Genomic DNA, 19,251 nt, shown 5'->3' with positions numbered 1-19,251 from the left:
AAGATGTTAAAAATCTTTTATTTTCGATGTTTATGAAAAGGTAATTTCGTCTATATAGAGAGTGTACAAAGTTTTAAAGAGGAGTGTTAAACATGGCAGATATCGTCTATACATCAAAAGCAACAGCTCAAGGTGGTCGTGAAGGTACAGTTCAATCGGACGATCAATTTCTTGACTTAAATCTAGTAAAACCAGGTTCTAAGAAAGAAGGAACCAATCCAGAGCAATTGTTTGCAGCAGGTTACGCTTCTTGTTTTGATGGTGCTTTAAATTTAATGGCTTCAAATGCAAAGAAAGACATTGAGTCTAAAACAACAGCTCACGTTTCTTTAGTAAAAGATCCATCTGATAATGGTTTTCAGATTGGAGCCGAATTAGAAGTTGAAATTAATGGTGTTTCTCAAGAAGAGGCAGAAGAATTAGTTGAAAAAGCTCACGAATTCTGCCCATATTCAAAAGCTACGCGCGGAAACATTCAAGTGAAACTAACGGCTAAAGCGCAATAATAAGGAGGGTGTCTATTGTCACTAGCAAAGGATTTAAAACGCTTAAAGCAAATTCAATGTGATAACGGTTGTTTAACGATCTATTTACAGACTGGGAAAACAAGTGTCGATCAACAAAAAGGAGAATGGAAGATTCGCCTAAAGAATGGGCTTAAAAAGCTTGAAGAATACTTAGAGGTTAGTGATAATGAACCCGAACTACATGCCTTTAAAAAATTAAAAAAGCAAGCCGAGCAGCAAATTATGGAATTATCCACGAATATGCCGAAAAGCATCGTGTTTATTGGTTCTTCTGAAGGAGATGTCCAATTAAAGAAGTTGCAAGTACCGGTCGAAAATGATTTTCGCTGGGAAAAGCATCCAGTCGTTGATCAATTGGAAGCGTTAGAAGAAAAGTTTCCGTTATCGGGTATTGTCATGATTAAAAAAACCGATGTTCATACGGTTGAAACGAGTCTCGGTGAAGTGATTGAAGAGAAGCAATATAGTTGGGACATTGAATCAGAAGATTGGAAAGAATATGTTGGTGCAAGGCCGCAAGCTGAAGCAGGAGCAGCGCTTCACCGAGAACAATATGCCGATCGATTTGATGCGAACCAACAGCGATGGTTCAAGAAAATTGCTCAAAAAATTGAGAAAGAATCAAAGCAAAAAAACTGGTCAACGATGCACTTAGTTGGTTCACCTGACCAAACAAGTGAATTTGCAAGGCAGCTGTCGAATCATGACCCGAAAATTTCAAAAAGAAATTTAGCCAAACTTAAGTCCCATGAAATTGTTAAAGAATTAAACGAAGAAGTGGTATAAGTCATGGTTGTAAACGTCTCGGAGTAAATGCTTCGAGGCGTTTTTTTGCTAACAAGAACGAAGCAAAGACTTTGACATTTAAAGAAAGCGGTCGCTATAATGTAAGACATCTATTAGTTTGAGAAAAAGAAGGTTATGGAATGAGTGAGGAAAAAGAAGAAATACCACAATTTAATAAAAAACCTTTAGTTGCTGTATTGTTGATCGGCGCTTTCGTGGCCATTTTAAATCAAACACTTTTAACAACAGCTTTACCGCATTTAATGGCAGACTTAGACATTAACGAGAATGCAGCACAATGGGTAACGACGATCTTTATGCTCGTTAATGGAATTATGATTCCAATAACGGCTTTTTTAATTGAAAAATTTAAGGCACGGTCACTTTTCCTAACGGCCATGACGTTGTTTGGAATCGGAACGTTGATTTGTGCCGTATCGCCAAATTTCAGCATCTTGCTAGTCGGACGTGTGATTCAAGCTTCTGGAGCTGGAATCATGATGCCGCTCATGCAAACAGTATTTTTATTAATTTTCCCAAAAGAACGGCGAGGAACGGCAATGGGGATGGTTGGACTTGTGATCTCTTTTGCCCCAGCAATCGGTCCAACATTGTCTGGTTGGCTAGTTGAATCGTATCATTGGAGTATTTTATTTTGGATTTTACTTCCAGTTGTTATTATTGATATTATTGCGGCAATCTTTATTATGCGGAATGTCACAACACTTCGCCATCCGAAGCTTGATCTTAGTTCAATTATGTTATCGACGTTTGGTTTCGGCGGTTTACTCTTTGCATTTTCCAATGCAGGACAAGCAAGTTGGGGAAGTCCGCTTGTTTACGTACCGTTAGTAATTGGGGTCGCTTCATTATTCTTTTTTATTACGAGACAATTAAAACTCGATCATCCTATTTTAGAATTTCGAGTGTTTACGTATCCGGTTTTTTCATTAACAACAGCGATGGGGATGCTTGTATTTGTATCGTTAGTTGGTCCGGCAACGATCCTACCGATTTTCATGCAAAATATGCAAGGGTATTCTGCGTTTGAAACAGGATTAACAATCTTACCAGGCGCGGTCCTAATGGGGATTATGTCGCCAATAACAGGACGGATTTTTGATAAATTTGGAGCTAGACTACTTGCCATTATTGGCTTAACGCTCATTTTTGGGTCATCATTGTTCTATACCAATTTAACAGCTGAAACATCGTTAACCTACTTAACAGTTGTGTATGCAGTAAGAATGTTTGGGTTGTCTCTTGTGTTGATGCCTGTAACAACAGCTGGATTAAATGTCTTGCCAAGAGAACTCATTCCGCACGGGACAGCTATGAATAATACGATGAGACAAGTGTCAGGTTCAATCGGAACTGCAATCCTTGTATCAGTTATGACGTCTTCTGCTTCAAATGGACAAAGTGAATCTATGATTCAAGGCGTAAACAATGCATTTATTGTGGCAACCGTTGTAGCGTTTATTAGTTTAATTATGGCATTCTTTATTAAGAAAAATCCTCGAAAATAGTATGAAGTCAGTTGCTTGATTGACAATTTTTCGAGTTCATTCAATCATTTTAAACAAATGATGTTTTTTCTCATCATCAATCGGGTAATAATAGAAGTAGACACAGTATTTGAAGGAGAGATAGAGATGAAGGAATATACAGTAACACCAAATAAAGATGCGACTACGTGGTTTGTAAAAATTGAGGACATTGCGCCTCATGAAGAATATGACAAGCAAGCAAAAGCCATTGAAGCAGGCGAGAAGTTGGCGAAGGAAAATCAGCCAAGCCGTCTAATTATTTTCGATGAGTACCATGACCAACAAGAAATCAGAACGTATTAATAAACGATTTTAAGACGATTCGCGATCGAGCGAATCGTCTTTTTTTGTTGTCCCTTCCCTTTCATTGTATAGAAAGGTTTTGAATGGAAAGACTAGCTGATAGTTTTTTACATAAAGGATAATGGAGGGACATATATGAAAAAGCTTTTAATACGCATTCTTGTTTTACTTATGTTGTCAACCGCTGTCGGCTTACCAGCTCATGCAGCAGAGGAGAAAAAAGCACCGCTAGGAGAAAAAACGTTATCAGCTATTGTGATTGAACGAGATACTGGGGAAGTTATTTTTGAAAAAAATAGCAATAAATCCTTACCACCAGCGAGCATGACAAAAATTATGACCATGTTGCTTATTATGGAAGCGATTGATGAAGGAAAGCTAAAGTATGAAGATCAAGTGTCGGTTAGTGAATACGCAGCTTCTATGGGAGGATCACAAATCTTTTTAGAAGCAGGAGAACAAATGAGCGTTGACGATATGTTGAAAGGGATTGCGGTAGCATCTGGTAACGATGCAGCAGTGGCGATGGCGGAGCATCTTGCTGGTTCTGAAGAAGCGTTTGTGAAAATGATGAATGAAAAAGCAAGCGAATTAAACTTAGAGCAAACATCTTTTAAAAATACGAACGGCTTACCTGTTGATAATCACTATTCTTCTGCACATGATTTAGCGATCATTGCGAAAGAATTACTGAAATACGAAAAGATTACCGATTATACGAGTATTTATGAAGATTATTTGCGAAAAGGAACAGATAAAGAATTTTGGCTCGTTAATACAAATAAACTTGTCCGTTTTTATCCTGGTGTAGATGGATTGAAAACAGGCTTTACGCAAGAAGCGAAGTATGGGCTAACAGCAACTGCTGAAAAAGACGGGATGCGCGTTATCGCCGTTGTAATGGGTGCACCGACATCAAAAGAACGAAATGCAGAAGTGACCTCTTTGCTCGATCATGCGTTTAACCAGTATTCAACCGAAACACTATTTAAAAAAGGGGATACGTTAGGTGAAGCAAAAGTTGTCAAAGGCGAGCAAAAAAGGATTGAAGCGATTACGGACGATCAGGTATCCATCCTGCTGAAAAAAGGAGAAGAAGCGAAAGAACCTGAAGTGACAGTAGCGCTAGACGAACATGTGGCTGCGCCTATTGAAAAAGGCGATGTGGTTGGAAGTTTAACCGTCCAGCTTGATGGAGATACCGTCGTATCAACTGATTTAATTGCGGCAGAGTCGGTAGATACAGCTTCTTGGTGGCAATTATTTAAACGAACGTTGTCAACTTTTGCAGGGAAATAAAGAACGGTTAGAAGTTTCGACTAACAGACACTACTTTTGTCAACAACAAGGATTTCAAGCGAATAAAATGGAATGATAGCATGGAGTAAAGTTTAGATGGAGGTGTTTTCATGACATTACAAATTCAACTGGAACAAAAACACAATGTGTTGCTTGTAAGATTGACTGGGGAGCTGGATCACCATGCAGCGAAAACGCTGCGCGCAGAAGTAGAAGCCCATTTACCACAAACAAAGCATATTTTACTAAACCTTGAGGGGCTTTCTTTTATGGATAGCTCTGGCCTAGGTGTCATCTTAGGACGGTATAAACAAATCACGGCAGCTGGAGGAGAAATGGTCGTTTGCGCGATTTCACCTGCTGTTGAGCGGCTGTTTGAAATGTCAGGGATGTTCAAGATTATTCGCTTCGAGGAAAATGAAGATTTTGCTTTGCAAAAGTTAGGGGTGGCTTAAGCAATGGAAAATAAAATGGACCTTTCATTTAGTGCAAAAAGTGAGAACGAAGCTTTCGCAAGAGTAACAGTCGGTGCATTTTTGGCACAGCTTGACCCGACAATGGAAGAGTTAACTGAGATTAAAACAGTTGTTTCTGAAGCGGTAACGAATGCGATCATTCATGGCTATGATAATGATGAGACCGAAACCGTTTATATTTCAGCTGAACTGCGGGACAACGAAATAGAAATTATTATTCGTGATGAAGGAAACGGCATTATGGATATTGATGAGGCAAGAGAGCCATTGTATACGTCGAAACCTGAACTTGAGCGCTCGGGTATGGGTTTTACGATCATGGAAAACTTTTGTCATGAAATGAGAGTCGTCTCAGAACCTTTACTTGGGACAACGGTTTATTTAAAGAAACAATTAACACAATCAAAGGCCATATGCAGATAAGGGGTCTTGCTAATGAGCGCTGAGCTAAAAAAAAGTACAAAAAAGATGTTGACTGATCAAGAATTAAAGGATTTAATCGCGAAAAGTCAGCAAGGTGATACAGAAGCTCGCGATTTAATTGTTAACAAGAATACTCGTCTCGTATGGTCTGTGGTTCAACGTTTCATGAATCGAGGCTACGAAGCAGAAGATCTTTTTCAAATTGGGTGCATCGGTTTAATTAAATCAGTGGACAAGTTCGATTTATCCTATGATGTGAAGTTTTCCACTTATGCGGTGCCGATGATCATTGGCGAGATTCAACGGTTTCTTAGAGATGACGGCACAGTAAAAGTCAGTCGTTCGATTAAAGAGTTAAGCAACAAAATTCGTAAAGCGAAAGACGACTTAACAAAAGAATACCGTCGTACGCCAACTGTAAATGAAATTGCTGTCCATTTAGGTGTTACCCCAGAAGAAGTTGTGTTTGCGGGAGACGCAAATCGGAGCTTAACATCGATTCATGAAACGGTCTATGAAAATGATGGAGACCCGATTACGTTAATGGACCAGATTGCTGATCAAAGCCAAGTAAAGTGGTTTGACAAAATTGCGTTAAAAGAAGCGATTCGAGACTTAGAAGAACGAGAACGTTTAATTGTGTACTTACGCTATTACAAAGACCAAACACAGTCTGAAGTGGCAGAACGGCTTGGGATTTCGCAAGTGCAAGTGTCTCGTTTAGAGAAAAAGATTCTCGATCAAATGAAAGAAATTATGTCAGAAACATAAAAATGAATGTATCAAAACCCAGGTGATAGAATCTGGGTTTTTTTGTATGGAGCGCGAAGTCTGTCTTTTTTTTAAATGTTTTCTGCTTGATAAAAAACGAATGGAAATGACAAGAATGCAGCATACTATTGCCAAATCGCTTTGTAAGGAGGACGTATGTTAAAAGCAGAAGAAAAGATCAACTACAAAGAAAACGTCCGTTTGTTTGCAGCGAAAACGCGATTTTTTAAGCATGGTTGTTTGGCATTTCTTATTGGTGGATGTATAAGTGTTTTCGGTCAATTTTTATACGATGGACTGCAGTTCTTCTTTCAATTAGATCCACAAATGGCGACGAGCTATATGATTGTTATTCTAATTACCTTATCGGCGTTTGCAACAGGCTTTGGTATCTACAAAAAAGGAGCGCAACTTTTTGGAGCCGGGCTACTTGTTCCCATAACTGGATTTGCCCATGCCATGGTTGCTACGGCACTCGATCATCGATCAGAAGGTTTTTTCTCTGGAATAGGCGTTCATCTATTTCGCATTGTGGGTCCCATTTTAATCTTCGGGATTACGGCGGCTTATGTAGTAAGTTTTTCTCGTCTATTTATTCATATGATCTTGAAATAAAGAGGAGCACGTTATGTTGAATAAAAATCGGATTCTTTCATTCAAAACACCTGTATATGTGGAAGCAAGAGGAACGGCAGTAGGTCCTAAAGAAGGAAAGGGTCCGTTAGGTCATTCGTTTGATCATGTATTTCCGAATCTAATGTGCGGAGAGAAAGATTGGCAGTCGGCGGAAACAAAATTAATGGAGAAGGCTATTTCACTTTGTTTACATAAAGAAAATATCAAAAATAATCACTTAGATCTTTTTGTTGCAGGTGATTTAACGAATCAAAGCACGGTATCCAGTCAAATTGCGACCAAGTTAAATATTCCTTTCTTAGGTAGTTATTCAGCTTGTGCCACATCAATTGAAAATTTACTTGTTGCGGGGATGTGGATTAATGGCGGAGGAGCAAAGCGGGTTTTGTGTGCATCGAGTAGTCATCTCGGAGTGTGTGAGAAACAGTTTCGATTTCCGATTGAATTTGCTCAACAAAAACCAGATACAGCTCAAACAACAGTGACAGGCTCAGGTGCGGTGGTTTTGGGTAGACATCAATCAATGATTCAAATGACAGAAGGAATTATGGGTAGAGTCGTCGATTTTGGTATTAAAAATCCTTACGAACTTGGTGCGGCTATGGCGCCAGCAGCAGCAAATACATTGCTTGAGTATTTACAGCAAACAAATCAATCGCCAGCTGATTTCGATTTGATCCTTACGGGTGATTTAGCACGGTCAGGAAGTGAAATCTTTAAGAAATTACTTCGTGAACATGGCATTGTGAAGGTTGAAGATTATGATGACTGCGGAGTCATGATCTATGGAACCAGTCAACAAGCGTTTGCTGGAGGAAGTGGGGCAGGCTGTTGTGCGAGCGTTGTGTTTGGCCATGTGTTTGATCAACTATTAGCTAAGCAGTTATCGCGTGTACTAATCATCGCTACAGGCGCGTTGCATAGTTCAAATACGGTTCAGCAAAAAAAGACCATTCCCTGTATTGCTCATGCTGTCGTGTTTGAAAGAAGGGGGAGTTAGATGATTTACTTTTGGGCATTTATCGTTGGTGGAGCCATTTGTTTACTTGGACAATTTTTACTGGACATTGTAAAGCTTACATCGATTCAAATGTTAGTCACATTAGTCATTATAGGCATTATATTAGATGGATTTGGCTTATATGAAAAATTAATTTCACTTGCTGGAGCTGGAGCGACGGTTCCAATTACGGGGTTAGGTTATTCTCTCGTTCATAGTGCCATGAAAAACGGGGAAAATGGGTTGTTTTATATTAGTGATGGCGTTTTTGAACTTGCATCTACAACAATTGTTTTCTCTATTTTGCTCAGTTTGGTTATTGCCATCATGTTCAAACCAAAGGGGGTTACGTAATGAAAATCGTTATCTTCGTTACAGATGGAGACTTAGCAAGCAAAAAAGCACTTGAACATATCGCTAAAGAATTAAACTGTCAAGTTATTAGCGCTTCATACGGGAATCCTACTGTGATTGAACCTCAAGAATTGATCGATCTTATTCATCAACAAAAAGACGAAGTTCCCATTTTAGTGATGTTCGATGACTGTGGCATACGTGATATGGGCTTTGGTGAAGAAGCGATGCAATATATAGCAAATCAGCAAACGATTAATGTAATCGGTGCGGTAGCTGTTGCATCACAAACCCATGCAAAAGAATGGACGCATGTAGATGTTAGCGTCGATCGTTTTGGGCATTTATCACAATATGGCGTCGACAAGGAAGGATTATTTGATTTAGAAATTGGCAGAATAAACGGCGATACCGTTTCGATTTTAGACGATTTAAAGTTGCCAATTGTTGTTGGCGTTGGCGATATTGGGAAAATGGCACGATTTGATGATGTGAAAAGAGGGGCACCTATCACGAAAAAAGCAATTGAGCTCATATTAGAAAGGAGTGGCTATCTTGAACCCGACTTCGAAACCGATGACGTTTAAAAAAAGTTTAGAAGAAAATGATCACATCATGCATGAGCGACTAGGGATTGAAAAGTCGTTTGATGTTGGAGTTCGAAAGCTGAATGTCTTTGGAAAAGATGTGTTTATTTATTATTTAACAGGCCTCGTCGATAATCTCTATATCATCGATATTTTACGCGAGCTAATGGATACGGAAAGTCGTTTGCGTAGAGCAGAAAATCCTTTTCAATCAGTGAAAAATCACTTAGCACATATTCAAGTGGAAGAAACGGATTCAATTGATAACGCTATTACACAAGTCTTGTCTGGCTTAATATGCGTTGTGGTTGAAGGGGAAGCAAATAGTTTAATTGTGGACGTACGTTCTTACCCCGGTAGAGGACCAGAGGAACCTGATACAGAGCGCGTTGTCCGCGGTTCACGTGACGGGTATACAGAAAACATTATCTTTAATACAGGCTTAACACGAAGAAGGATTCGAGATGAACGATTACGTCAAGAAATTATGCAAGTCGGTGTGCGCTCGAAAACAGATATTTGTTTATGTTACATTGATGGCATTGTAGATCCAAAACTTGTAGACATTATTAAGAAAGAATTAAAAGATATCAATGTCGATGGGTTAACAATGTCTGACAAAGTAGTGGAAGAATATATTGTAAAGCAAGGGGTAAACCCGTATCCGCTCGTACGCTACACGGAGCGGCCTGACGTCGCGGCAACACATATTTTGGAAGGTCATATTGTTATCATTATCGATACATCACCTTCAGTAATTATTACACCAGCAACGTTGTTTCATCACGTTCAGCACGCGGAAGAATATCGACAAGCTGCTGCCGTCGGGACGTTTTTACGATGGATGCGTTTTGTTGGGATTTTATTTTCTCTACTTGTCGTACCGTTTTGGCTTTTACTGGCTACGCATCAAGAGCTTGTACCGCCTGCACTTGATTTTGTCGGTGTTGAGGAAAATAATAATATTCATATTGCTGTGCAAATTATCTTTGCGGAAGCCGGAATTGAACTCTTGCGAATGGCCGCCATTCATACACCGTCGCCATTAGCAACGGCACTCGGCCTTGTTGCCGCATTACTTATTGGTGAAATGGCGATTGAAGTAGGGTATTTTACAACAGAAGTCATTTTATATGTTGCACTCGGAGCGGTTGGAATGTTTGCAACGCCGAGTTATGAACTTGGAGTAGCGTTACGAATGAGTCGCTATCTCATCATTTTAGCCGTCGCTTTATTTGGCCCAGTTGGCTTCGTTGCTTCGTTGTTTTTACTATTCCTTTCCCTTGTCCGACTAGCGCCGCTCGCAAAGCCGTATTTATGGCCGTTTTTACCATTTGATCCACCAGCGATGTATCAAATCCTTGTGCGAACGTCTGTACCAAGTGTTCGCTGGCGTCCGAGCATTGTTCATCCAGTTGATAAGATCAAACAAGCACCAAAAAGCGAATAGTAGTCAAACGTTTTAATCTCTGATAAACTAGGAGAAATTGTGGAGAGTAGCTTTATGGCTTTGCCTGAGGCTACTTTTCTTCTGTGATAGAAGGAGTGAGAGTAGCGTGTATTTACATGGCACAATGGAGATTAATACGAATGGACATCTAGAAATCGGTGGAGTTGATACCGTTGAATTAGCAAACGTCTATCAGACCCCGCTATTCGTGTATGATGTTGCGCTAATAAAAGAGAGAATGAGTGCTTACCAAGATGCGTTTAAAGAAAAAAATGTCGCGTATCAAGTAGCGTATGCAAGCAAAGCTTTTAGTACAGTTGGGATGTATCAATTAGCAAATGAAGCTGGTTTAAGTATTGACGTTGTTTCTGGTGGAGAATTGTTTACAGCATTAAAAGCAGGTGTACCTGCCAGTAAGATTCATTTCCATGGGAACAACAAAAGTATGGATGAATTAATCATGGCCCTTGAAGAAAACATCGGGTGCATTGTTGTTGATAATTTCTTTGAATTACAAACACTTCAAACGTTGGCGGCGGAACGTCAGCAATTTGTGCCTGTTTTATTGCGGTTAACACCAAATGTAGAGGCGCATACCCATGAGTATATTACAACGGGACAAGAAGATTCAAAATTTGGGTTTGATTTAGCAAGCGGACAAGCAACAAAAGCAATTGACATTTGCCTAAAAGATGAAAAAATCGATCTTCTTGGTGTGCATAGTCATATCGGCTCACAAATTTTTGAAACGGATGGGTTTATTCTCGCTATCGAGAAAGTTTTTGAAAACTTATCTGAATGGAAAGAGGCATTTGACTACGAACCTAAAGTCTTAAATTTTGGTGGAGGCTTTGGCATTCGTTATGTAGAAGGCGACACGCCTCTTCACCCGAGTGAATATGTAAAGAAGATTGTTGACGAAACGATTAAGCATACAAACACCTTACAAATGAGCATGCCGGAAATTTGGATTGAACCAGGTCGTTCGATTGTCGGTGATGCAGGAACGACGCTTTATACAATTGGATCGCAAAAAGATATTCCGAATGTTCGTCGTTATCTTTCTGTTGATGGGGGAATGGGCGATAATCTGCGCCCAGCTCTTTATGATGCAAAGTATGAAGGAATGCTCGCCAACCGTGCCAATGAACAACCAGAAGAAACGTTTTCGGTTGCAGGCAAATGTTGTGAAAGCGGCGATATGTTAATTTGGGATTTACCGTTGCCAGACGTAGAAGCAAATGACCTTTTAGCCGTTTCTTGTACAGGTGCATACGGCTATTCTATGGCCAACAACTATAACCGGATTCCTCGTCCTGCGATTGTGTTTGCGGAAGCTGGAGAAGCGCAGCTCGTTGTAAAGCGAGAAACGTATGAAGACTTAGTGCGCTTGGATTTACCTTACACAGCTAAAGCAGCCGTGCCATTTGAGAAATAAGCACATTGTGTGTACAATAGATGAAGTGCGAAAGCGCAATTTGAAAGTTGAGAGGACGGATTCATATGAAAAAAGGAAGCATTACCTTTGAAAATGGCGAAAAAATCGTTATCGATTTCTTTGAAGATGAAGCACCAGGAACAGTAGAAAATTTTGAAACACTTGCGAAAAAAGGGTTCTACGACGGCTTAACGTTTCACCGTGTCATTCCAGGTTTCGTAGCTCAAGGCGGCGATCCAAACGGAAACGGAACAGGTGGTCCGGGTTATACAATTAAATGTGAAACGGCTACAAACACGCATAAGCATGTAGCCGGCACATTATCAATGGCACACGCTGGAAAAGACACTGGCGGAAGTCAATTCTTCATCGTACATGAGCCGCAGCCGCATCTTGATGGGGTCCATACAGTGTTTGGACAAGTTGTGGAAGGCTTGGACAGCATTTATCGCATTAACCAAGGCGATGTGATGCAAGAAGTGAAGGTTTGGGAAGAATAAAGGGAATGGGGGCTTTTTAAACCCCTTGCCATGATTAAAATACGGGGGAATTTTTCCTCCGTATTTTTGTTTTTTAAAGGAAGGCGCATTTCGATTCATTATCTTATTGAAGTGACAACGACTCGTTCTTTACGCGATGTAGCATATCTAAAAATGCGTGAACTTGCGGGAGTTCAATATGTTTTTCACTATGGTAGGTCCATGTATCCCGCTTTAAATCTTCTCCGTTGATGTGCAATTTTATAAAGCGACAGCGAGTATGTTCAAGATCTTTTGTGGCGATTTCAGGCAAAATACAAGCACCGATTCCATTGAGCATTAATTGTTTACACGTTTCAATCTGATCAACTTTAATTGTCTGTTTTGGAAGAGGAAATGGTTTTGACTGAAACCATTTCTCTAATGTAGCGTGGAAAGTCGGATCACTTTGAAATTCAATTAATGTATTTGTTTCTTCATGTGCTTGATTTGAAACGTAATATAAATTTTCGGAGAATAATTTTTGTTTCGCCTCTTCATCCTCAAGATCCCCACGTAAAATACTGACGTGAACATCATGGCGCTTTGCGTGCATAGCTGTAGTTAAGCCAGTATGTAAATCTATTTTGACCTGTGGGTAAAGGGCCATATACATTTTTAAAAGGGTAGGAAGATAGTATTGTGCGATAACGGACGAAACAGCTAGAGATAGCGTTCCACGCACTTGACCAGTTAATAAGCTCATCCGGTTTATAAACTCTTTTTCGTTTTGAATTCGTGTTTTTGCATAGAGAATAATTTCTTCGCCAATTGGCGTTGGAATAAGGGATTTATGGGTTCGTATAAAGAGTGTTTCACCCCATTTTTCTTCAATTTGTTTGAGGCGCTGACTGATAGCAGGTTGTGATAAATAAAGATGTCTTGAAGCACCGCGAATCGTGCCGGCCTCATGTAATGCTACAATCAGTTCATCATCATCTAGTCGCATGGTTATCATCCTTTTTCAACGGGGTTCTTTAAGTTTAGCTCGTTTTAACAAATCGAACAAGAAACAATAGACAGAATAAATCAATATTGGCGCAGGTTCAGAAATTATGGTAATCTAAAAAAGAAGTGAATTCAAAGTATATTTTCTTGTTGAAATATGCTGAAATTTGTAAGCGCTTTATCTTTAGTATGCATGTTTTACACTACGAGCAATGGAGGGAAGGAAATGGCAATCGAACAAAGCTACTACCCTGGTCTTGATGGCGTTATTGCAGCAGAAACAGATTTATCTTTCCTTGATACAGAACAAGGAGAAATTGTCATTCATGGTTATGATTTAATTGAATTGTCTAAATCACACGGTTATTTAGACATTGTTCACTTGCTTTTGCAAGGAACATTGCCTACTTCAACCGAGCGTACGGATTTAGCAAAACGCTTAAGTGAATCGTATGACGTACCAGAGGTGATTCTCGATGTGTTTAAATTGTTACCTGCATCGACACACCCAATGGATGCGCTTCGTACAGGGATATCTGTTCTCGCAAGCTATGACCATGACTTGTTAAACAGAGATCCAGAAGTAAACCGTGAAAGAGGGTATCAGCTACTCGCGAAGTTACCGGCAATTGTCGCGAACAGCTACCGTGTTTTAGAAGGCAAAGAAATTATGCGACCGAAAGAAGAGCTTTCGTACAGCGCAAATTTCTTGTACATGATTACAGGAAAAGAACCGACAGAGCTTGAAGAACGTGTTTTTGATCAGTCTCTCGTCCTCTACTCTGAACACGAGATGCCAAACTCAACGTTTACAGCGCGTGTTATCGCATCAACGTTATCGGATATGTATGGTGCAATGACAGGTGCAGTTGCCTCATTAAAAGGACATTTACATGGTGGCGCTAATGAAGCGGTTATGTACATGTTGCTTGATGCAAATACACCAGAAGAGTTTGAAACACTACTTGCGAACAAGCTGAAGCAAAAAGAAAAAATCATGGGCTTTGGTCATCGCGTGTATATGAAAAAAATGGACCCACGTGCCCAGATTATGAAAGAGGCTTTGGCTGAATTGTCTGAAGCAGCAGGGGACGATCGACTTTTACGTATGTGTGAAGCTGGAGAAGGATTAATTGCAAAAGAAAAAGGGCTTTATCCGAATCTAGATTACTATGCGGCGCCTGTTTATTGGATGTTAGGCATACCAATCGGTTTGTATACACCAATTTTCTTGTCGTCTAGAACGGTTGGTCTTAGCGCCCACGTCATTGAACAACACGAAAACAATAAATTATTCCGTCCGCGAGTGAAATATACCGGACCAAGACATACAACGAAAAGCAAATAAGAATACGCTGGAGGGTTACGCTTATGTTAAAAACAGATACGAGACAAACGGACCAATTATTAGAAGAGATTGCTGATTATGTGTTAGAGAAAGAGATTACAAGCGAAGAGGCACTGACGACTGCTGCTCATGTATTAGTTGATACATTAGGATGCGGAATCTTAGCTTTACGTTACCCAGAGTGTGTGAAAATGCTTGGACCAGTCGTTCCTGGCACAACTGTTCCAAACGGAGTAAAAGTACCTGGAACATCTCATGTTCTCGATCCAATTCGTGGCGCGTTTAATATCGGTACGATGGTGAGATGGCTTGATTATAACGATACGTGGCTCGCTGCTGAGTGGGGACACCCATCTGATAATTTAGGTGGCATTTTAGCAACGGCAGACTACATAAGCCGTACAAATCTTGCAGAGGGAAAAGAGCCACTGACGATTAAAGACGTTCTTGTAGCGATGGTGAAAGCCCACGAAATTCAAGGTGTGCTTGCGTTAGAAAATAGCTTTAACCGTGTCGGTCTTGACCATGTACTTCTTGTAAAAGTTGCCTCAACAGCTGTTGTTGCAGGGATGTTAGGTGGAACGAGAGAAGAAATTATTAATGCGGTTTCACATGCATGGATTGATAATTCTGCCCTTCGTACGTACCGACATGCACCTAATACAGGTTCTAGAAAATCATGGGCAGCAGGTGATGCGACAAGTCGCGGTGTGTTCTTAGCGATGACGGCATTAAAAGGTGAAATGGGATACAAAACAGCGTTAAGTGCGCCAGGCTGGGGCTTCCAAGATGTTTTGTTTAAAAAACAAGAGCTAAAACTAGCAAGAGAACTTGACGCGTATGTGATGGAAAACATTTTATTTAAAGTGTCTTATCCAGCTGAATTTCATGCGCAAACAGCAGCAGAGTGTGCCGTGGCGTTGCATGAGACGATTAAAAATCGCTTCGATGACATTGATCGTATTGAAGTGACAACACATGAATCGGCTATCCGAATTATTGATAAGAAGGGTCCACTTTATAATCCCGCTGATCGCGATCATTGCTTGCAATATATTATCGCTATTGGCTTATTAAAAGGTGATATCGTCGCCGATGATTACGAAGACGAAATGGCAAGTAATCCTCAAGTTGATCGCTTACGTGACTTAATGGTTGTAACGGAAAACGAGCAATATTCAAAGGATTATTTAGATCCGAACAAGCGCTCAATCGCCAATGCGATTCAAGTTTTCTTTAAAGATGGTTCTTCAACCGATCAAATTGCAGTGGAATATCCACTTGGTCATCGCTTTAGACGAGAGGAAGCAGTTCCAGCGATTCAGCAAAAGTTTAAAGATAACTTAGCAACCCATTATGCAGGCAAACAAAACGAAGCGATTTTGAAGATGACCTCTGATTATAAAGAGTTAGAAAACGTAACGGTTCCTGCATTTACTGACTTATTTGCTCAGGAATAGAAAGGAGAATGACGGATGCCTTGGATCGTTGATCAACCAAAATCTCAAAAAGAATTAGCGGAACAATTTTTACAACATGTGCAGAGTAAAGGGATTTTACAAATACCTGGTGCTCATGATGCGATGGCTGGCTTGATGGCGAAGCAAGCTGGATTCAACAGCCTTTATTTATCCGGCGCTGCCTATACTGCGAGTCTTGGTTTACCAGATCTTGGGATCGTAAACTCAAAAGAAGTAGCGGACCGAGCAAGGGAGATTATTCGTGCGACGAATCTACCGCTTCTCGTGGACATTGATACAGGGTTTGGCGGTGTCTTAAACGTGGCGCGCACAGCTGTAGAAATGGTTGAAGCCTGCGTTGCTGCTGTTCAATTAGAGGATCAAGATTTGCCGAAAAAATGTGGGCATTTAAATGGGAAGAAGCTCGTGAATACAGGAGAAATGGTGCAAAAAATTACGGCCCTTAAAAAAGCAGCTCCTTCACTTGTTCTCGTTGCTCGTACGGATGCGAGAGGTGTAGAAGGATTAGATGAAGCGATTGAGCGAGCAAAAGCGTATGTCGAAGCTGGTGCAGACGCCATTTTTCCTGAAGCGCTTCAAGGAGAAGAGGAGTTTCGTGCGTTTGCGCGTGCGATTAATGCCCCTATGCTTGCTAACATGACAGAGTTTGGCAAAACCCCTTATTATCAAGCTGTTGAATTTGAAGATATGGGCTACGACATGGTCATTTATCCCGTTACGTCATTACGTGTTGCTGCTAAAGCGTATGAACGTGTGTTTCAAGATATTCTCGAAAATGGCACACAAAAAGCAAGTCTTGAAAACATGCAAAAACGAAGTGAGTTGTACGAAACAATTTCATACGATGACTTTGAAGCTTTAGATCAATCTGTTGCCAAAACCATTTTAACGAAACATCAATAGGATATTGCCTAACCACGCCTGTACTTTTAAAAAAGTGCAGGCTCTTCTCTAAAGGAGGGTCACGATGAAAATAGGATTTATTGGACTTGGAAATATGGGGAAACCGATGGCGCTTAATTTGCTAGCATCGGAATACGAAGTGATGGGCTTTGATATTAATGAGAGCGCTTTAAAGAAACTTGAAGAAGCAGGTGGGAAAGCTGCGACTTCAACCGACGAAATTATTGAATATGCTGAACTTGTGTTTACTAGTTTGCCTTCGTCGGAAGTATGTGAACAGGTCTATTTAGGAGAGAACGGCTTAATAAAAAAAGTGCCAACAGGCGTTGTTCTAGTTGATACAAGTACCGTGGCTCCTGAACTAGAACGAAGAATTGGCGAGGCTGCGGTACAAAAAGAGGTTTCATTTCTAGCGGCGCCAGTAAGTGGAGGCGTTGTAGGTGCGGAAAATCGTACACTGACGTTTATGGTCGGGGGACCGAAGCAGCTTTTAGAAAGTATTCAGCCGCATTTAGCTGTGTTAGGAAGCAACGTGTTTCATATTAGCGAGCAGTATGACAGCGGTACGAATGCTAAATTAATAAATAATTTATTAATTGGGTTTTATACAGCAGGTGTCGCAGAAGCGTTAACGTTAGCTGAAAAAAGTGGCTTAAACCTCGACTTTTTGTTCAATGTTTTAAATGTTTCCTACGGCCAAAGCCGAATTTATGAACGAAACTACAAATCGTTTATGGCAAATGATGATTATGAACCTGGCTTTGCTTTAAAGCTATTAAACAAAGATCTTCGTTTTGCGATGGAGCTTGCGCAAGAGCATGGGATTCAGTTACCAATTAGCCAAGCGCTTGTGGATATGTATGAAGATGCAGAAGCATCTGGTTTAGGTGACAAAGATATGTCAGTTTTGTTTAAACGAGTAGGAACGCAAACGATCTCATTTAAAGCAGAAGGGGTGTCAAAAGCATGACAACATCAGTGAAAACAGTAAAAAACTGGATTAATGGTAGCTGGGTTGAATCCAAGACAACGGAACAAGAAACAGTACCAAATCCAGCAACTGGCGAAACCATTGCGATGGTTCCATTGTCAACCGATGCAGATGTTCATGATGCAGTAGTTGCTGCAAAGCACGCATATGAAGAGTGGAAAGTGGTACCTGTTCCAGAACGAGCTCGCTATATGTTTGTTTATCTCGAAAAATTAAAAGAACACCGGGAAGAGTTAGCGCAATTAATTACAAAAGAGAACGGCAAAACGATTAAAGATGCACGTGGGGAAGTCCAACGCGGAATTGAATGTGTCGAGTTAGCGACTTCTGCGCCGACGATGATGATGGGTGACGCGCTTCCTAATATTGCGGGAGGAATTGATGGTTCAATTTGGCGCTATCCGTTAGGTGTCGTAGCAGGGATCACACCATTTAATTTTCCAATGATGGTTCCGCTCTGGATGTTCCCATTAGCTATAGCCGCAGGAAATTCGTTTGTGTTAAAAACTTCAGAACGTACGCCGTTATTAGCGGAGAGACTGGTGGAGTTGATGCATGAAACAGGCTTGCCAAAAGGAGTATTAAATCTTGTACATGGTGGAAAAGATGTCGTAAATGGTTTACTTGAACATCCAAACGTCCAAGCGATCTCTTTTGTTGGTTCAGAACCTGTTGCCCGTCATGTGTATCAAACAGGTACAGCGAATGGGAAGCGCGTGCAGGCTTTAGCAGGTGCTAAAAACCATGCTGTTGTTTTGGCGGATTGTGAAATGGAAAAAACGGTTCAAGGCGTTATTGGAGCGGCTTTTGCTTCAAGTGGTGAACGATGCATGGCGTGTTCTGTTGTTGCAGTTGAAGAATCGTGTGCAGATGAATTTATGGAAGTGTTAACGCGGGAAACAAAGAAATTAACAGCTGGTAACGGTATTCATGACGAGCATTTTGTTGGACCACTTATTCGACAAAGTCATAAAGATCGCGTCGTTGGCTTTATTGATTCTGGAGTAGAAGAAGGAGCCAATCTGATTGTCGACGGTCGTGAACCGGAAGTAGAAGACAATGGTTATTTTCTAGGAGCGACGTTATTTGATCACGTAACGCCAGATATGAAAATTTGGCAAGAAGAGTTATTTGCACCCGTTCTTAGTGTAGTACGCGTGAAAGATTTAGATGAAGGCATTGCTTTAACAAATCAATCTCGTTTTGCGAATGGGGCCGTTCTTTACACATCTAGTGGTCGAGCAGCTCAGTATTTTAGAAATTCCATTGATGCAGGCATGGTAGGAATCAATGTAAACGTACCAGCACCGATGGCATTTTTCTCTTTTGCAGGAAATAAAGCTTCTTTCTTCGGGGATTTAGGAACCAACGGAAAAGACGGCATTCAGTTTTACACTCGAAAAAAAGTTGTAACGGAACGTTGGTTTAATTAAGACAAATACAGAGTGATCGCATAGCGACC

21 protein-coding genes are annotated in these 19,251 nt (G+C 40.5%); 20 read left to right on the top strand and 1 reads right to left on the bottom strand.

Translation table 11 applies throughout. From position 1 onward, the window contains the following. Positions 1-92 precede the first annotated feature (92 nt). The 15 genes from ACE1TH_RS07375 to ACE1TH_RS07305 all read left to right on the top strand — a co-directional run bounded on the left by ACE1TH_RS07375 (position 93) and on the right by ACE1TH_RS07305 (position 12,100). Positions 93-506: an organic hydroperoxide resistance protein gene (locus ACE1TH_RS07375; protein ID WP_099300531.1), complete on the top strand. Its 414-nt coding sequence runs from the start codon at positions 93-95 to the stop codon at positions 504-506. 15 nt (positions 507-521) lie between these two features. Continuing rightward, positions 522-1,313, top strand: coding sequence for a VLRF1 family aeRF1-type release factor (locus ACE1TH_RS07370; protein ID WP_255225123.1), 792 nt, complete (start codon positions 522-524; stop codon positions 1,311-1,313). Positions 1,314-1,453: 140 nt separating this feature from the next. Further along, positions 1,454-2,842: an MDR family MFS transporter gene (locus tag ACE1TH_RS07365; RefSeq protein WP_099300532.1), complete on the top strand. Its 1,389-nt coding sequence runs from the start codon at positions 1,454-1,456 to the stop codon at positions 2,840-2,842. Positions 2,843-2,968: 126 nt separating this feature from the next. Further along, positions 2,969-3,166, top strand: a complete 198-nt coding sequence (locus ACE1TH_RS07360; protein ID WP_099300533.1) for a DUF2188 domain-containing protein — start codon at positions 2,969-2,971, stop codon at positions 3,164-3,166. Positions 3,167-3,301: 135 nt separating this feature from the next. Next, on the top strand, positions 3,302-4,465 hold the full coding sequence (locus ACE1TH_RS07355; protein WP_255225124.1) for a D-alanyl-D-alanine carboxypeptidase family protein: 1,164 nt from the start codon (positions 3,302-3,304) through the stop codon (positions 4,463-4,465). Between the two features lie 110 nt (positions 4,466-4,575). Beyond that, on the top strand, positions 4,576-4,920 hold the full coding sequence (gene spoIIAA, locus ACE1TH_RS07350; protein ID WP_099300535.1) for an anti-sigma F factor antagonist: 345 nt from the start codon (positions 4,576-4,578) through the stop codon (positions 4,918-4,920). Positions 4,921-4,923: 3 nt separating this feature from the next. After that, positions 4,924-5,364 carry an anti-sigma F factor gene (gene spoIIAB, locus ACE1TH_RS07345; RefSeq protein ID WP_099300536.1) on the top strand — a complete coding sequence of 147 codons (441 nt, stop codon included), beginning with the start codon at positions 4,924-4,926 and terminating at the stop codon, positions 5,362-5,364. Between the two features lie 12 nt (positions 5,365-5,376). Continuing rightward, positions 5,377-6,135 carry an RNA polymerase sporulation sigma factor SigF gene (sigF, locus tag ACE1TH_RS07340; RefSeq protein WP_099300537.1) on the top strand — a complete coding sequence of 253 codons (759 nt, stop codon included), beginning with the start codon at positions 5,377-5,379 and terminating at the stop codon, positions 6,133-6,135. 156 nt (positions 6,136-6,291) lie between these two features. After that, positions 6,292-6,750 carry a SpoVA/SpoVAEb family sporulation membrane protein gene (locus ACE1TH_RS07335; protein ID WP_099300538.1) on the top strand — a complete coding sequence of 153 codons (459 nt, stop codon included), beginning with the start codon at positions 6,292-6,294 and terminating at the stop codon, positions 6,748-6,750. A gap of 13 nt (positions 6,751-6,763) precedes the next feature. Next, positions 6,764-7,771, top strand: a complete 1,008-nt coding sequence (gene spoVAD, locus ACE1TH_RS07330; RefSeq protein WP_375078660.1) for a stage V sporulation protein AD — start codon at positions 6,764-6,766, stop codon at positions 7,769-7,771. After that, positions 7,772-8,125, top strand: coding sequence for a stage V sporulation protein AE (gene spoVAE, locus ACE1TH_RS07325; protein ID WP_375078659.1), 354 nt, complete (start codon positions 7,772-7,774; stop codon positions 8,123-8,125). It begins immediately after the preceding gene. Further along, a complete protein-coding gene (gene spoVAEA, locus ACE1TH_RS07320; RefSeq protein WP_375078658.1) occupies positions 8,125-8,712 on the top strand; it encodes a stage V sporulation protein SpoVABEA in 588 nt (195 codons plus the stop codon). Before spoVAE ends, spoVAEA begins: the two co-directional genes overlap by 1 nt. Further along, positions 8,702-10,162, top strand: a complete 1,461-nt coding sequence (locus ACE1TH_RS07315; protein ID WP_099300542.1) for a spore germination protein — start codon at positions 8,702-8,704, stop codon at positions 10,160-10,162. The genes spoVAEA and ACE1TH_RS07315 overlap by 11 nt, the downstream gene beginning before the upstream one ends. A gap of 106 nt (positions 10,163-10,268) precedes the next feature. Then, entirely contained in the window at positions 10,269-11,600 is a 1,332-nt protein-coding gene (gene lysA, locus ACE1TH_RS07310; protein ID WP_099300543.1) for a diaminopimelate decarboxylase, read from the top strand. Positions 11,601-11,665: 65 nt separating this feature from the next. Beyond that, positions 11,666-12,100: a peptidylprolyl isomerase gene (locus ACE1TH_RS07305; protein WP_099300544.1), complete on the top strand. Its 435-nt coding sequence runs from the start codon at positions 11,666-11,668 to the stop codon at positions 12,098-12,100. Between the two features lie 103 nt (positions 12,101-12,203). Here the strand turns inward: ACE1TH_RS07305 and ACE1TH_RS07300 are convergent, their stop codons facing one another. Next, entirely contained in the window at positions 12,204-13,067 is an 864-nt protein-coding gene (locus tag ACE1TH_RS07300) for a LysR family transcriptional regulator (RefSeq protein WP_176554207.1), read from the bottom strand. Positions 13,068-13,292: 225 nt separating this feature from the next. Between ACE1TH_RS07300 and mmgD the strand changes: the two genes are divergently transcribed. From mmgD to ACE1TH_RS07275, 5 genes are all read left to right on the top strand, one after another. Continuing rightward, complete coding sequence (mmgD, locus tag ACE1TH_RS07295; RefSeq protein WP_255225126.1) at positions 13,293-14,414, top strand: citrate synthase; 1,122 nt, start codon at positions 13,293-13,295, stop codon at positions 14,412-14,414. Between the two features lie 23 nt (positions 14,415-14,437). After that, positions 14,438-15,874 carry a bifunctional 2-methylcitrate dehydratase/aconitate hydratase gene (locus ACE1TH_RS07290; protein ID WP_099300547.1) on the top strand — a complete coding sequence of 479 codons (1,437 nt, stop codon included), beginning with the start codon at positions 14,438-14,440 and terminating at the stop codon, positions 15,872-15,874. Positions 15,875-15,889: 15 nt separating this feature from the next. Next, on the top strand, positions 15,890-16,798 hold the full coding sequence (gene prpB / locus ACE1TH_RS07285) for a methylisocitrate lyase (protein WP_099300548.1): 909 nt from the start codon (positions 15,890-15,892) through the stop codon (positions 16,796-16,798). Positions 16,799-16,862: 64 nt separating this feature from the next. Beyond that, positions 16,863-17,768 carry an NAD(P)-dependent oxidoreductase gene (locus ACE1TH_RS07280; RefSeq protein ID WP_255225129.1) on the top strand — a complete coding sequence of 302 codons (906 nt, stop codon included), beginning with the start codon at positions 16,863-16,865 and terminating at the stop codon, positions 17,766-17,768. Further along, positions 17,765-19,222 (top strand): CoA-acylating methylmalonate-semialdehyde dehydrogenase, encoded by a 1,458-nt coding sequence (locus ACE1TH_RS07275; protein ID WP_375078657.1) that lies wholly within the window; start codon positions 17,765-17,767, stop codon positions 19,220-19,222. Before ACE1TH_RS07280 ends, ACE1TH_RS07275 begins: the two co-directional genes overlap by 4 nt. Positions 19,223-19,251 lie beyond the last annotated feature (29 nt).

Origin of the sequence: Shouchella sp. JSM 1781072 (genome assembly GCF_041949915.1) — a bacterium.
Taxonomy (GTDB): Bacteria; Bacillota; Bacilli; order Bacillales; family Bacillaceae_D; genus Shouchella.
Note: the sequence above shows the minus strand (reverse complement) of the source record. Positions and strands in the feature narration are given on the sequence as shown.

What these genes read in the sequence shown, in the direction of transcription:
- ACE1TH_RS07275 (WP_375078657.1), top strand. Translation starts at nt 17,765, where the DNA reads ATGACAACATCAGTGAAAACAGTAAAAAACTGGATTAATGGTAGCTGG.
- spoIIAA (WP_099300535.1), top strand. Translation starts at nt 4,576, where the DNA reads ATGACATTACAAATTCAACTGGAACAAAAACACAATGTGTTGCTTGTA.
- sigF (WP_099300537.1), top strand. Translation starts at nt 5,377, where the DNA reads ATGAGCGCTGAGCTAAAAAAAAGTACAAAAAAGATGTTGACTGATCAA.
- ACE1TH_RS07335 (WP_099300538.1), top strand. Translation starts at nt 6,292, where the DNA reads ATGTTAAAAGCAGAAGAAAAGATCAACTACAAAGAAAACGTCCGTTTG.
- prpB (WP_099300548.1), top strand. Translation starts at nt 15,890, where the DNA reads ATGCCTTGGATCGTTGATCAACCAAAATCTCAAAAAGAATTAGCGGAA.
- mmgD (WP_255225126.1), top strand. Translation starts at nt 13,293, where the DNA reads ATGGCAATCGAACAAAGCTACTACCCTGGTCTTGATGGCGTTATTGCA.
- ACE1TH_RS07365 (WP_099300532.1), top strand. Translation starts at nt 1,454, where the DNA reads ATGAGTGAGGAAAAAGAAGAAATACCACAATTTAATAAAAAACCTTTA.
- spoIIAB (WP_099300536.1), top strand. Translation starts at nt 4,924, where the DNA reads ATGGAAAATAAAATGGACCTTTCATTTAGTGCAAAAAGTGAGAACGAA.
- ACE1TH_RS07360 (WP_099300533.1), top strand. Translation starts at nt 2,969, where the DNA reads ATGAAGGAATATACAGTAACACCAAATAAAGATGCGACTACGTGGTTT.
- ACE1TH_RS07300 (WP_176554207.1), bottom strand. Translation starts at nt 13,067, where the DNA reads ATGCGACTAGATGATGATGAACTGATTGTAGCATTACATGAGGCCGGC.
- ACE1TH_RS07315 (WP_099300542.1), top strand. Translation starts at nt 8,702, where the DNA reads ATGACGTTTAAAAAAAGTTTAGAAGAAAATGATCACATCATGCATGAG.
- ACE1TH_RS07290 (WP_099300547.1), top strand. Translation starts at nt 14,438, where the DNA reads ATGTTAAAAACAGATACGAGACAAACGGACCAATTATTAGAAGAGATT.
- ACE1TH_RS07305 (WP_099300544.1), top strand. Translation starts at nt 11,666, where the DNA reads ATGAAAAAAGGAAGCATTACCTTTGAAAATGGCGAAAAAATCGTTATC.
- ACE1TH_RS07355 (WP_255225124.1), top strand. Translation starts at nt 3,302, where the DNA reads ATGAAAAAGCTTTTAATACGCATTCTTGTTTTACTTATGTTGTCAACC.
- spoVAEA (WP_375078658.1), top strand. Translation starts at nt 8,125, where the DNA reads ATGAAAATCGTTATCTTCGTTACAGATGGAGACTTAGCAAGCAAAAAA.
- spoVAE (WP_375078659.1), top strand. Translation starts at nt 7,772, where the DNA reads ATGATTTACTTTTGGGCATTTATCGTTGGTGGAGCCATTTGTTTACTT.
- ACE1TH_RS07375 (WP_099300531.1), top strand. Translation starts at nt 93, where the DNA reads ATGGCAGATATCGTCTATACATCAAAAGCAACAGCTCAAGGTGGTCGT.
- ACE1TH_RS07280 (WP_255225129.1), top strand. Translation starts at nt 16,863, where the DNA reads ATGAAAATAGGATTTATTGGACTTGGAAATATGGGGAAACCGATGGCG.
- spoVAD (WP_375078660.1), top strand. Translation starts at nt 6,764, where the DNA reads ATGTTGAATAAAAATCGGATTCTTTCATTCAAAACACCTGTATATGTG.